A 13,936-nucleotide genomic window follows, 5' to 3' on the forward strand; every position below is an offset into this window, starting at 1 on the left:
GAGACATAGTCATATGGAGTACTTCGAACGATTTGCTATACCCCATCCAAGCCCAGCTATCTATGCATCGATGGTTGCGATTGGACTGACGGTGATAGCAATTATAGTTGGCTTAACCTACTTTAAAAAATGGGGCTACCTTTGGCGTGAATGGTTAACAACGGTTGATCATAAACGTATTGGTATTATGTATCTAATTTCTGCCCTTCTGATGCTTTTCCGTGGTGGAGCAGATGCGATTATGATGCGCGCCCAAATGGCTGTACCTGACAATACATTACTTGATGCGCAGCATTATAATGAAATCTTCACAACACATGGAACAGTCATGATTATTTTTATGGCCATGCCTTTTATTATGGCCTTTATGAATTATATTGTGCCCTTACAAATCGGTGCAAGAGACGTTGCTTTCCCGCGATTGAATGCATTAAGCTTTTGGCTATTTTTCATGGGGGCCATGCTACTAAATATATCCTTTGTTATAGGTGGCTCCCCTGATGCTGGCTGGACGAATTATTTCCCTCTAGCAAATAATGAATTTAGTCAATCTGTAGGAACAAACTATTATTTATTTGCCTTACAGATTTCAGGTCTTGGCACATTAATTACTGGGATTAATATGATTGTGACGATACTTAAAATGAGAGCACCAGGCATGACACTTATGAAAATGCCGATGTTTACGTGGTCTTCATTAGTAGCAAACGTGATTATCGTTTTTGCTTTTCCAGTTTTAACGGTAGCTTTAACGATGGGAACTTTTGACCGACTATTTGCTACTAATTTTTTCACAACATCCGATGGTGGTATGGATATGCTGTGGGCAAACTTTTTCTGGGTCTGGGGGCATCCTGAGGTTTATATCCTGATTTTACCTGCGTTTGGGATCTACAGTGAGATTATTTCTACTTTTTCAGGACGCAATCTCTATGGCTATAAATCAATGGTCGGCTCCATGGTAATCATTTCCTTCCTTTCGTTTTTAGTATGGACACATCATTTCTTTACGATGGGACAAGGTGCTTTAACAAATAGTATTTTCTCGATTACAACGATGGCCATTGCCGTCCCAACTGGGGTTAAAATTTTTAACTGGTTATTCACCCTTTGGAAAGGAAAAATTGTTTTTACAACGCCAATGCTTTACTCCATGTTATTTATTCCTACCTTTACAATAGGTGGCGTAACGGGTGTAATGCTTGGCATGTCAGCCGCTGACTATCAATACCATAACACAATGTTCTTGGTTGCCCACTTCCATATGGTGATTATTCCTGGTGTTGTCTTTGCTATGCTAGCTGGCTTACATTACTATTGGCCAAAAATGTTTGGCTTTATGTTGAATGAAAAAATCGGCAAGTGGACGGCTTGGATTATTGCCGTCAGTACGCTGCTAGCCTTTATGCCAATGTTTGTCTCTGGCTTAGATGGACAAGCACGCCGTATGTACACTTATTCTGCCTCTACTGGTTTTGGGCTGTGGAATATGATTTCATTTATCGGTGCAATTGGCTTAACAATTGGTTTTATCTTAATTGTTTACAATGTTATTTACAGTATTCGTTATTCACCAAGGAATGTTGGGTCGGATCCATGGGACGCTCGCACATTAGAGTGGGCTACACCAAGCCCTGTGCCTTATTATAATTTTGCCAAGGTTCCACACGTGATTTCAACAGAAGCGTTATGGGATGCAAAATATCATCAGCATGAACTGTTCCCAGAGCCATATGAAAAGATTCATATGCCGAATAATAGCGGTGTACCTTTCATATTAGGCTGTATTTTCTTTGCATGGGGCTTCTCCTTTGTTTTTGGTATGTGGATACCAACAATTCTCACAACCATTGGTATTTTTATCTGCATGGCTCACCGTTCATTGGAAAAAGATCCAGGACACTATGTACCTGTCGAAAAAGTGAAAGCAACGGAATCGAAATTGCGAGGTAGTCAATTATGAAAATCGATCAATCACTTCCTTTAGAATATAGTACTCAGCAAAATCAATTGAATATATTAGGCTTCTGGGTGTTTATTGGTGCTGAAATTATGCTTTTCGGCACATTATTCGCAGGTTATTTTGTTTTAGTAGACCGTACTGGGAATGGTCCAACAGGAGCGGAGATTTTTGAAATTACACCTGTTTTATTTGAAACGTTTATTCTTTTAACAAGTAGCTTTACCATTGGCTTAGGTATACATGCTATGCGTAAGGGCTATACGAAAGCAATGATATGGTTTTATGTTTTGACATTAGTACTCGGTGTCGTATTTATTGGTTTTGAAGTTTACGAGTTTATGCACTATATTCATGTTGGTGCGAGCTTACAGACGAGTGCCTTTACGGCTGCCCTTTTAACAACATTAGGAACACATGGTGCACACGTTACCTTTGGGGTATTTTGGGGAATGTTCATCGTCTATCAGCTCATCCAACGTGGTTTAACACCAGAAACAGCCAATAAATCGTTTATCTTCTCTTTATACTGGCACTTTTTAGATGTGGTCTGGATTTTTATTTTCAGCTTCATTTACTTGAAAGGAATGGTGTAACATGAGTGATTTATTCCCGATGAAACAAGTCATGGGGTTTGGTGTGTCCATAATCCTTACGATCATTGCGGCATGTGTATATTTTTTCAATCTATCTTTTCCAATTACCATGACTATTTTATTAGTCACAGCATTTATTCAGGCAGGCTTGCAGTTAGTTGTCTTTATGCATGCTGGTGAAACAAATGATAAACCAGCCATCTATACCAATATTTATTATGGCTTAATCATTGCGCTTGTGACCATTTTCGGAACATTATTATGTATGATTTGGGGTTATATCTAAATAGAAAAAAATCGTCCTTACTTAACTTAGTAAGGACGATTTTTGTATGGAAACGCATGATATATAGTCAAAAGACAATGAGGATAAACAACAATTCTTTGAAATTTTCACCATCAAAGTAAGAGTCCACGCTTTCATTCATTGTGATATCAAGTAATCATTGTGAGATTGGTTGAATGGGATAAATATAGGATTGCCTTTATCAATGTTTATTTTTATAACGCCAATTTTAACGATTTCCTCGTTTAAATGATTGGCGTGTAGCACATCCTTTACAAGCTTTTATTGATATTCATGAAAATAATAAACAATGATGAAATCGATAATCAGAATTATTTTTTCCTCCCCAAAATAGGATCAACTTCTGCTTGATTATTGTTGAACAATCATGGGGTTGTATATGTTAATGACAGCATTAAATGTACTTTTTCATCCGAGTGATTGATATACGTGTGAAGTTCTTCACCCTTGAATTTAATGACATCCCATTGGTTTAGCTGATGGGTTTTCTCTCCGACCTTTAGCACCAATTGCCCATTTAATACAAGCACAATTTCCTCGGAACCTGCTAGGTGACACTCGCTGTATTCACTATTCGGTTCAAGACGACCTCTAAACCACTCAGTTCCATTTGCTTTGAATAATGGATCAACAAACCAGTCGTTATTATGACCTGCGAATTGGTAGTCTGAGCCAAAACGATGAACCTCTATATTTTCTTCAAAAGATAGTAAAGCGACAAGCGGAATATTAAGCCCTCTACAAATTTTCCAAAGAATATTGACAGTCGGATTCGTTTCCCCTCGTTCAATTTTCCCTAACGTCAATTTACTAACATTGCTGACATTCGCCAGCTCCTCTAAACTCATCCTTTTGCTTTTTCGAATTTCCCGTAAATTTCCTCCAACTTGTCCAGATAAGTCGATATTTTCCTCCTGCATTCTGCGCACCCCTCCCATTGACTTTGTATAAATAGTATATTATAGTATACAAATCGATTAATTATAGTTTATTTTTAAATTTAAAAGTTAACTATAGTATATCAAATAATAACTAAAAGAGGTGTTTTCAGTGATGGCGAAATCAAAAAACTTTCCGATTATTTGGAGCGTTTTTTCTTTGTTTATACTATCTATGAATTTACGAGCTTCGATCACATCTATCTCGCCGGTATTGAAAAATATTCAAATGGATTTGCAGATGACAAGTGTTGTTGTAAGTTTATTAACAGCACTTCCCGTATTTTGTATGGGGATTTTTGCACCATTGGCTGGCAAGCTAAGTGAACGATGGGGTATCGAATGGACGATTGGGCTATCCGTTTTATTAATTGGTGTATCAACAGCTTTACGGTTAGTGGCAACTTTTCCTTTATTTTTATTAGTAACAGCTATTCTTAGTGGGATAGGTATTGCTATTACAGGTCCACTGATTTCAGGCTATATCAAAAAGGAATTTCCTAAATATTCTTCTACGATGATCGGTGTATATTCCGCGGGTATGGGAATTGGAGCGTCATTAAGTGCTGGCTTAGTTGTGCCTGCTATGCATGCTTTTCATCAATCATGGAACGCAGCTTTAGCCATATGGTCGGTATTTGCTTTTATGGGTATTATTGTTTGGATTCCAATTATCAAAAAATCCAAACAATCTCAAGAGTCATTAGAGAAATCTACAGGTCAAAAAAGTCGACTACCTTGGGGAAACCGATATGTTTGGCTCCTTATGGTCATGTTCGGTTTACAATCTGGCGTTTATTATTCCCTCGCGACATGGCTCGCTCCAAAAGTACAGGATATGGGATATAGTGACGCTTACGCCGCAACAACGGTCACTATTTTTTCTGTCATGCAAATGATTTGTAGCTTTATCATCCCCATCTTAATAAATAATAGTTTCAAGAGAAAGCCTTGGATGCTACTTTGTGCTTCAAGCTCCTTTATTGGCATTTTGATGTTAATTATGGGCGGCATCTCGCCAATTTTCTGTGCGACGTTGACAGGGATCGGTGCTGGTGGTTTGTTCCCATTAGCAATGATTTTACCTTTAGATGCTACGACTACACCAAAAGAGGCAAGTGAATGGACAGCGATGATTCAATTTGGTGGCTATATCATTAGCGGCATCATTCCAATGCTTGTTGGTGTCATCAAGGATATGACGAATACATTTGACGTTGCCCTTTTCACCTTATTATTTATAATCATCGTTATTATGGGGCTGACGTTAAAGGTTAAAACAAAGACGGAATCAGCTACTATTCGCGTTCTTCCTAGTAGATGAAGTAAGGCGTCTTTAAACCGTGTTTCAAACAGTAGACATTCTATTTTTGAAGATGTCAGATGCTAAAATAGTTTGTCTCTTGCTTTTTAGCAAATTTACCCAACAACATTTTTACGTAGTTCTTTTTATGCTACAATTCACTATAAATGAGGAAGGAAGATGTTTTATGAAAATATCTGTTTACGTTGCAAGTGCATTTAGCAAGGATCATCAAGGCGGAAATAAAGCAGGAGTGGTATTTAATGAGGATACATTGACCACTACTCAAAAAATGGCAATAGCCAAAGAATTGGGCTATGCGGAAACCGCATTTATATCAGCATCTGAAATGGCTGATTATAAATTTGAGTATTTTACACCTAAGGAAGAAGTAGATTTATGTGGTCATGCCACAATTGGCTCTTTTACGATACTGATGCATTTAAATAAACTTTTCAAGGATCGCTATACAATTGAAACAAACAGCGGTGTTCTTACTATTAACATAAAAGATGACATCATTTTCATGGAACAAAACAAACCGATATTCTATGATATTATTTCTCCAAACGACTTTATCGATTGTTTTGACATTAAAGATATAGACAATAAATACCCAATACAAATTGTTTCCACGGGCTTAAAAGATATTTTAATTCCGATAACAAGCGAAACACAATTACATGCACTGCAACCTAATTTTGAAAAAATAAAAGAAATCAGCGAGTATTATCATGTTGTCGGGACGCATCTGTATACGTTTAATGACAATCGAATAATATGTAGAAATTTTGCTCCACTATACGACATCAATGAAGAAGCAGCAACTGGAACTTCAAATGGTGCACTAGCCTGCTACCTTTATGAACAGCACCACTTGCAAAAAGAAGTCTATGTATTTGAACAAGGTTATTCTTTACACTCTCCTTCCGAAATATTAGTGAAATTAGCAACCAATAGCAAGAATGAAATAGAAAAAGTTTATGTTGGCGGCAAAGGCTATTACTGTGAAACAAAATATTTAAATGTAGAAGATATGGTGTGAACAATTAATTTCTCAACCTCAGACTGTAGATTTTTTGAATTTTAATTTAGAAATAGAAAAATAGATAAAAAGACAAACACATTTTTATAATTGAACAATGTGTTTGTCTTCAATTTCTGCTACCTTTTATGAGCTTGTGGGACATAACCGATTCGTTTCCATTGCTTAAGTGGCACATCCTCAATGAATGCCTTGCCTTTTTTCCACCCTAGAAGCCCGTCATGCATTTCAACAAAGTCGTTTTCCCTGCTTCATTATAATAATAAACCTACTTTAATCCCTTTATTTAAAATATTTTGATAGTCAATATAGTCATAGATATCGTCATCGATGAACGAACTTAATTCTTTCAATTCATCCATTGTTAAATCTTCAATGGCTTTGTCATGATCTTCACAATAAATAACGATGGAACCCACGATGCTGTGTGCATCTCTGAACGCAACGCCTTTGCTCACTAAATAATCAGCGACCTCTGTTGCATTCAGAAAACCTCCTTTGACTGCTTTTTTCATGTTTTCACTGTTCACCTTCATCGTAGCGATCATTTTTGACATAATTTGTAGACAAGATAATACGGTGTCCAATGCATCGAAAAATGGCTCCTTATCTTCTTGCATATCTTTATTGTAAGCAAGTGGTAAGCCCTTCATTGTTGTTAAGAGTGAAGTCAGTGAACCATATACACGTCCTGTTTTGCCTCGTATCAGCTCCGCGGCATCAGGGTTTTTCTTCTGTGGCATAATACTGCTGCCAGTAGAATAGGCATCATCAATCGTAATAAATCTAAACTCTTGACTACTCCACAAAATGAGCTCTTCACTTAATCTACTTAAATGCATCATAATGATTGAAAAATCTGACATTAACTCTAATAAATAGTCGCGATCACTTACTCCATCTAAGAAATTATCTACAGGCTTAGAGAAGCCTAGCTCATTAGCTGTCATCTCACGGTTAATCGCATGAGTAGTACCTGCTAATGCTCCACATCCAAGCGGGCTTTCGTTCATAATTTCTATCGCTTTCACAATTCTTTTTTTATCGCGGTTTAACATATGATAATAAGCCATCAAATGATGTTGAAACGTTACAACCTGCGCACGTTGAAGATGTGTGTATCCTGGCATCATAACGTTATTGTCTTTTGCTTTTTGTTCTAAGCTCTGTTGTAACGCTTCAATTGAGGCAATCACCTCAAACGCCTTATTTTTTGCATAAAGTCTAATATCTGTTGCTACTTGGTCATTACGACTTCTCGCTGTATGAAGTTTTTTCCCTGTGTCACCGATCCGTTGAGTCAAATTCGACTCTACGAAACTATGAATATCTTCATAATTTCCTTCAATTTGTAATGTGCCATTATCAATATCCTCTAAAATGGAAAGAAGTGCATTCTCAATATCTTGTCCTTCCCTCTCAGTCAATAAATTGCATTGTACTAGCATATGGACATGGGCAATACTGCCTTTAATATCTTCTTTGTAAAGTCTTTGATCCACCTTTAATGAACTATTGAAATCTTCCATTAATTTGTTTTCTTCTTTTCTAAAGCGACCGCCCCAAAGCTTCATCATTCATTCTCCTTCAATCAATCTATTAAACGTTATGATATTTCAGAAATGCTTTCCTGTAATTCCTCAATATTTCCTCTTTTACGCATATACCAGACACCATTGTAAACAGCAAAATAGTAAAAGGCTAAGCCAAATATAGCGACAATTACGGACATATAAGGGTCAGGAATGATACCTTTCCCACCGAAATTCCCTAAGAAAGACATCAATACAAGCATTAAAATATAAATAATAATGTAGATACCACCAAAAAATTCAACTGATTGGTGTTTTTGAATAAAGAAAATTACTAAATAACAAACAATACCTATTATTAATCCAGTAATGGCTAGCTGTACCTTACTCCAATTTGTCCAATAAATAAGCAGTGTGGCAAAAACGAATGCCATTGGTGCAATGAATTGCATACCAGGTAGCCCATTATTTTTTGTCAGACCTACTCTACGGAAAACCATAACCGTTACACATGCTGAAGCATATTTAAAAATACCGATAGCTCCTACAATCGCAACGATAGCTGTCCAGCTTTTCAGTGGGAATAAAAATAATAATCCTACTAGGAAATTGAGTGCAAGTGCACGTGTTGGAACACCGAATTTTTTATTAATTGTTCCAAAATAAGATGGTAGGAATCCACTTTTCGCCATACCAAATACATGTCTTGACGTACCAGCTGTATAAGTAAGAGCTGAACCTGTTGGCGAAACCATCGCATCAGCTGTAATAATCCAAGATAGCCAAACCATATTAGCCATCATTGCTAAATTAGCAAATGGTGAATCAAATTTAATGCCACTCCAACCATTCGCTAACATTTCTGTTGGAACTGCGCCGATAAATGTAATTTGAAGTAACACATATAATACTGCCGCAACACCTAATGATGTAATGAGGGCAAGTGGAATATTTCTTCTAGGGTTGACGACTTCCCCACTCATCATGATGACGTTGCCAAACCCAGTATAAGCAAAAAATATTCCGGTTGTTAAAATGGCACTTAAACCAGCGCTATAGCCATTTGGTGCAAATCCTTGGCTTGAAAAATTCTCTGGATGAAAGCCTGTCATAAAAAATGCAATGATTGTTAGTACAGGGACTATAAACTTAATTGTTGTAATGATATTGTTCGTGACTGCGAATAATTTCACCCCAAAATAATTGAAAACAACAAAGAATATCATTAAAACCATCGCTGCAAGAATACCTGATGTTGTCAGTTGTTCTTTTCCTACATCATATAACCCTGGCCAAAACTGATTGGCATATTGAATAACACCTGATGATTCTACGGGAGCTGTAGCACAATAGCCAAACCAGATTGAATAACTAGTAACGGTAGCAAGCATTTTTCCGTGAGAATAAAGCGGATATCTTGCTAGGCCTCCTGTTTCAGGTTTTACTCTTCCTAATTCAGCATAAACAAGCGCTATGAGTGTGATAACAAACGCACCAATAATCCAAGAAAGTATGGCTGCCGGGCCTGCTAATTTAGCAGCTACCCATGGTCCAAAGAGCCAACTAGATCCTATTATTCCCCCTAGAGATAATGTTGTAAGTGACCAAAACCCCATTTTCTTTTTCAAATATTGTTCTTGACTCATGAATGTTCCCCTCTCTGAAAAGAGAATATTGGTATGACCCTTTTAATTTGGACGCTTCAATAAAATGACGTTTTGACAGAAAAAATTTACATATTTTACTCTGCAGTGCAATGTAGTGTAAGTGACTAATATAGATTGTGCTCCTTTCTAGATGATGAAACATTGCACACATTTTTCATGTACCATTAATTAAAGGTTATTAAAAGGTGTTTACCTTAAAATGATTTTATTTTAATCGTTTGAATTTTTCAACACTTTTTTTACAAAAAAAATAACCATCTCACTTAGATGGTTATTTCAAACGATAAATTTTACTTGGTCGTCCTCTGGATATTTGTGCGTCTTTCCCTGTGTATTCGACGAGATCAACCTCACATAAACTAGCTAAAATGCGTCTAGCATTACTTTCATCCCAATAGAGATGTGCTGCTAAATCTTTAATGGTGAATTCCTGCCAATTCATTTTTTTAATAAGCGTGTATAATTTACTGTAATTTTTTAAACTAATTTTTGCTTTTTTTAATTTCTCTAATAAAATGTCATCATTAATACGGTATGAAAAGCTCACTTCATCTTCTTCACCAGCCGATTCAGTAATCGTTCCATTTTCTTGGACAATCACGATTGGTTGCTCCGATTTCTCCTTGGAGAGCTGGATGGCTCGCTGTGCATTGATTTCCGCAGAATGAACGGTTACCCCATAGCCAATTCCGACAGTGACTGTTGTATGGGATTCATGTGATAGCTGATAGATGGTATCCTGTAAATCCTTGATTTTACGTTCAATGGCTCCTCTCGAACTAAAAATGATATAGCGACCATTTCCTTTTTCTAACAAGGAGCCATCTAGTTGCTCACAAAATCGCAATAACGTTTCCTTCAATTTTAATTCTAAATACTGTAAATGATAGGAGCTCTTCGCTTTTTCAGAGATTTTATCAAAATGTTCGATTTCGATAATTTGCACACCGATCTGTGTATCCTTAAAATAGAAGGCTCTGAGTTTTTCTTCCAGTATTCGTAATGTTTGGCGGATTTCCATATCTGTAGTGGAAATGTGATAAGCAGGGACACCTGCCTCTTTCAGCCCGCGATAAACAGCTTCAAAGCAAGTCAAAGCACCTGCTGTTTTTTGTTGATTCCATAAGTCGATATGAAAATCCATTAATTCTTTTGTACTGGTATTTACATCAAAGGTTTTCACATAGATTTCTTTAGGCGCAAAATCTAGCTGTTTGACGGCTTGCTCCAAGTGTGAAGTCGTGATTTCATCAATGCTTACCTTGTTCAGAAATTCTCCCTGATAAAAGCCCATATGCAATAGACATTTATAAATGCCGGATTCAGTATGTTGAATATAAACTAAGTTTTCACCTGATTGTAACGTATTTTTCGCAACCATATACGAAATTTGGCCAGAAAAAAACCATGCATCAACAGCGTGATGATTATCCTTTACGATATTTACGGTTTCATGAAAATCATGATAGGGAAATGCTACGAAATTCATAGTCATTTCGTATTCTTTGCCTAATTGAATGATGCGCTCTACAGATGAATTAGGGCCAATGACTCCAACTGTATACATTTTTTCCTCCTAGTAAAATTACTTTATATATACCATTCTATAGAGAATTGCCCAATATTTATAGTGTCAATTAAAAAAGTCTGTTTTGGTAAAGGACAAGGGGACAGGAGTTGCTCATATTTTATTCAAAAGCGCGCTCATTCTTTAATTCACAAAGCTCCGATACAGCCTTCTGAAACCCAACCTAGCAATGGGATGTTAAAGGAAACATAAAGTGCCCTTGAAAGAAGGGCTTTTTCGAGAGAATAAATAAGGCATCGTCATCATTTGTGGTGATGGTGGCTGTCAAGCCTTCGATTGTAAAGTCAGGTGTAAAATAGAATACTACTTTTTTTGTTGTATTCTTAATAATGCTTGCTAATACAGTCTCTGCATTGGTTGCCTGTAAAGAGATGATATCATAAATATTTAATACCCCTTCCTCCTCCACCATTAATACTATTGTGTCAAATTCTTCTAAATAGTAAATAGCATGAGGGAAAACTAACGTAAAATAAAACATTAATAAACTTTCATTTTCCTCAACAGCAATCATACTAGAATGGATATAACGATTTTTTGCATACTCTTCAAGAAGTGCTAGATTCTGCTCAATTGTCAGCTGTTGGACGCTGGTCTGCTTTGGTTGAATAGGTCTTGTGGTAAGATCTAAGCTGTATTCACTTTCATGGATTCGCGTAAAGCCAAACTTCGGATAAAAATCTAGTACTGTTTCATTGGCAAAGAGATACATGAAATCACAGGCATCTTCGTACTCTTTCATGAGATGCAGCATCAACTGCTTTGCCAAGCCTTGATGACGATAATGTTCATCCGTCATCACTGTACCAATCTGAATTCCCTTTAATCGCTCACCATTTACGCGAATCGACATCTTATAAATAGAAGCATTCGCAATTACTTTTCCTGCTTGTACAAATGAGTAAGGAATATATTGGTCATTCCAATAGCCTTTGTTATACCAGCCTCGAAAGTCCAAACCAAATGTTTTCATTGCTAAATCATTAAAACTTGCCTTTAATTTTTCATTGTGACGATAATCACTAACTAATTCATATTTTGCCACGTCTATTCCCTCCTATTTTATGTTTCAATCGCTAATTTTTGTGGGAATCATCACCTCCTAAAAACAGAAAAAGACCCTATGAGAACAAGCTCATAGAGTCCTTTGTTATTTAAAATATAACTGTGGATTAGACATCATTATGCTTCTCTTTTATCGCAAAAGGGCATTACTAAATAGACCCTATAATTTTTAAAAAAATTATAGAATAACCCCTTTATTAAATTCATTGAATTTAATTTGCGATAATTAGTTTTAGCATAAAAAAGCTAATCTCCCTTCTGTTTTTAAGAATACTATTATATTACCGTTATTTGTTAGATATGTCTACATGATGGAAATAACTGAAATAAGTATAGAATGCCCCTTTAAAGCCTATTCTATAAACGAAGTTAGCAATGAAGGGAGCCTACCATTTACTATGAAATTTAAACTACCTTTCAACAAACAACAACAACAACCAGTTCAAGAGGCGCCTAAAGAAAATCTTGTGAGAGTTGCACATGCCACAGATCATTTTATTCAATCGATTAAAAATGCTACTAATAATCCGGCAGATTTAATCATTAAATCTCTTCCACCAAACGTCACCCTTATTTACATCGATAATTTGATCGATGATCAGACTTTAAATAATGATATTATTGCTAATTTACAGAGCAAGCCTCACGATACACCCGAGGCAATTGAGATGGCCCTTTCTATTGCAGAAGTCAGTCAATCCAGTCTACTAAGGGAAACCGTAGAATTGATGGTCAATGGTCATGTTGTGATTCACATAGGTGGCTTCCCGCAGACTACTTTAGCCAATATCGCTAGCAGAGAGTCTAGAGCATTGTCAGCGCCTGAGAATGAATCGCAGGTAATTGGTACACAGGTTGGATTTAATGAGAGTCTATCTACCAATATTTCCTTGATTCGTCGCTACATAGTGAGTCCTAATCTTTGTAATGAAAAAGTAAAAATTGGTACACGGACAAGTACCTCTGTTTCTCTTTTATATATGCGTGGCATTGCCAATGATCAAATGGTTCAAACAATGCGTCAACGAATCAAAGATCTTTATATCGATGAGCTTATCGATAGTGCCGTATTAGCTGAAATGATTGATGATAATTCACTATCTGTCTTTCCACAAATGCTATTGACAGAAAGACCTGACAGATTTTGTGATGGCATTTTAGATGGAAAAATTGGGGTTCTCGTAGATGGTAGTTCAATGGCTATCGTTTCCCCTCAAGGATTTACTGAGTTTTTTCAAAGTCAAGAAGATCAAAATTTAAGATGGCAAATTGCTACTTTTCTTCGTTTATTACGACTGGCTGCCTTCTTTTTATCTGTTTATTTAACACCATTTTATGTGGCAGCTCTTACCTTTCATTATGAAGTGATTCCACAAGCCTTTCTCGTACCATTAAGTGAATCAAGGGCTTTAGTTCCTTTCCCGCCCATATTTGAGGCTTTGCTGCTGGAATTTATTATTGAACTACTGAGAGAAGCAGGAGCCAGATTACCAACTAAAATTGGACAAACAATTGGTATCGTTGGTGGTATTGTTATTGGAACAGCAGCTGTACAGGCAGGGATTACCAGTAATATATTGCTGATTATCATTGCGTTAAGTGCCCTAGCCTCTTTTACGTCGCCAAGTTATATGATGGGCAATGTGATTCGTCTTATTCGCTTCCCTATTATTATACTTGCAGGATTTTGGGGTTTTTATGGTATCATGTTGGCTTTTTGTTTTATTCTGATTCATTTGTTACGTCAGTCAAGCTTGGGTGCTCCGTATATGTCTCCCTTCTATCCACCGAGGTTGAAGGAAATGCGGGATAGTATTATTAGAATGCCTGTCCCATTAACATCAAAAAGACCTGCTTTGACAAGACCAAAGGATGAACATAAATTTGTGCCAGAGCCAGTGAAACCTGATAAAAGTTGAACTGAAGGTGAAATAA

The 13,936-nt window shown here is 36.6% G+C and carries 11 protein-coding genes; 6 read left to right on the forward strand and 5 right to left on the reverse strand.

The window, feature by feature from the left end; all coding sequences use genetic code 11:
• Positions 1-13: 13 nt before the first annotated feature.
• The 3 genes from qoxB to qoxD are packed head-to-tail and all read left to right on the forward strand — an operon-like array spanning position 14 to position 2,842.
• The gene (qoxB, locus tag VK91_RS11360) at positions 14-1,963 is read left to right on the forward strand and encodes a cytochrome aa3 quinol oxidase subunit I (RefSeq protein ID WP_048392790.1); all 1,950 of its coding nucleotides are present in this window, start codon (positions 14-16) and stop codon (positions 1,961-1,963) included.
• A complete protein-coding gene (qoxC, locus tag VK91_RS11365; protein WP_048392792.1) occupies positions 1,960-2,556 on the forward strand; it encodes a cytochrome aa3 quinol oxidase subunit III in 597 nt (198 codons plus the stop codon). Before qoxB ends, qoxC begins: the two co-directional genes overlap by 4 nt.
• 1 nt (position 2,557) lies before the next feature.
• Positions 2,558-2,842 carry a cytochrome aa3 quinol oxidase subunit IV gene (gene qoxD, locus VK91_RS11370; RefSeq protein WP_036079092.1) on the forward strand — a complete coding sequence of 95 codons (285 nt, stop codon included), beginning with the start codon at positions 2,558-2,560 and terminating at the stop codon, positions 2,840-2,842.
• Positions 2,843-3,228: 386 nt separating this feature from the next.
• Here qoxD and VK91_RS11375 read toward each other — a convergent pair whose 3' ends face one another.
• On the reverse strand, positions 3,229-3,783 hold the full coding sequence (locus VK91_RS11375) for an XRE family transcriptional regulator (protein WP_048392795.1): 555 nt from the start codon (positions 3,781-3,783) through the stop codon (positions 3,229-3,231).
• Positions 3,784-3,916: 133 nt separating this feature from the next.
• Between VK91_RS11375 and VK91_RS11380 the strand changes: the two genes are divergently transcribed.
• Together VK91_RS11380 and VK91_RS11385 are read left to right on the forward strand one after the other, a co-directional pair.
• On the forward strand, positions 3,917-5,125 hold the full coding sequence (locus tag VK91_RS11380; protein ID WP_048392976.1) for a CynX/NimT family MFS transporter: 1,209 nt from the start codon (positions 3,917-3,919) through the stop codon (positions 5,123-5,125).
• Between the two features lie 166 nt (positions 5,126-5,291).
• A complete protein-coding gene (locus tag VK91_RS11385) occupies positions 5,292-6,149 on the forward strand; it encodes a PhzF family phenazine biosynthesis protein (RefSeq protein WP_048392797.1) in 858 nt (285 codons plus the stop codon).
• Between the two features lie 254 nt (positions 6,150-6,403).
• Here the strand turns inward: VK91_RS11385 and argH are convergent, their stop codons facing one another.
• From argH to VK91_RS11405, 4 genes are all read right to left on the reverse strand, one after another.
• Positions 6,404-7,726, reverse strand: a complete 1,323-nt coding sequence (argH, locus tag VK91_RS11390; protein WP_197078720.1) for an argininosuccinate lyase — start codon at positions 7,724-7,726, stop codon at positions 6,404-6,406.
• Positions 7,727-7,755: 29 nt separating this feature from the next.
• On the reverse strand, positions 7,756-9,327 hold the full coding sequence (locus VK91_RS11395) for an APC family permease (protein WP_048392799.1): 1,572 nt from the start codon (positions 9,325-9,327) through the stop codon (positions 7,756-7,758).
• Positions 9,328-9,619: 292 nt separating this feature from the next.
• Complete coding sequence (locus VK91_RS11400; protein WP_048392800.1) at positions 9,620-10,915, reverse strand: hypothetical protein; 1,296 nt, start codon at positions 10,913-10,915, stop codon at positions 9,620-9,622.
• Between the two features lie 184 nt (positions 10,916-11,099).
• Positions 11,100-11,981, reverse strand: coding sequence for a GNAT family N-acetyltransferase (locus tag VK91_RS11405; protein WP_048392802.1), 882 nt, complete (start codon positions 11,979-11,981; stop codon positions 11,100-11,102).
• Positions 11,982-12,399: 418 nt separating this feature from the next.
• Between VK91_RS11405 and VK91_RS11410 the strand changes: the two genes are divergently transcribed.
• Positions 12,400-13,920 (forward strand): spore germination protein, encoded by a 1,521-nt coding sequence (locus tag VK91_RS11410; RefSeq protein ID WP_048392804.1) that lies wholly within the window; start codon positions 12,400-12,402, stop codon positions 13,918-13,920.
• The last annotated feature ends 16 nt before the right edge of the window (positions 13,921-13,936 follow it).

Origin of the sequence: Lysinibacillus sp. LK3 (assembly GCF_001043675.1) — a bacterium.
In the GTDB taxonomy this organism is placed as follows: domain Bacteria; phylum Bacillota; class Bacilli; order Bacillales_A; family Planococcaceae; genus Lysinibacillus; species Lysinibacillus capsici.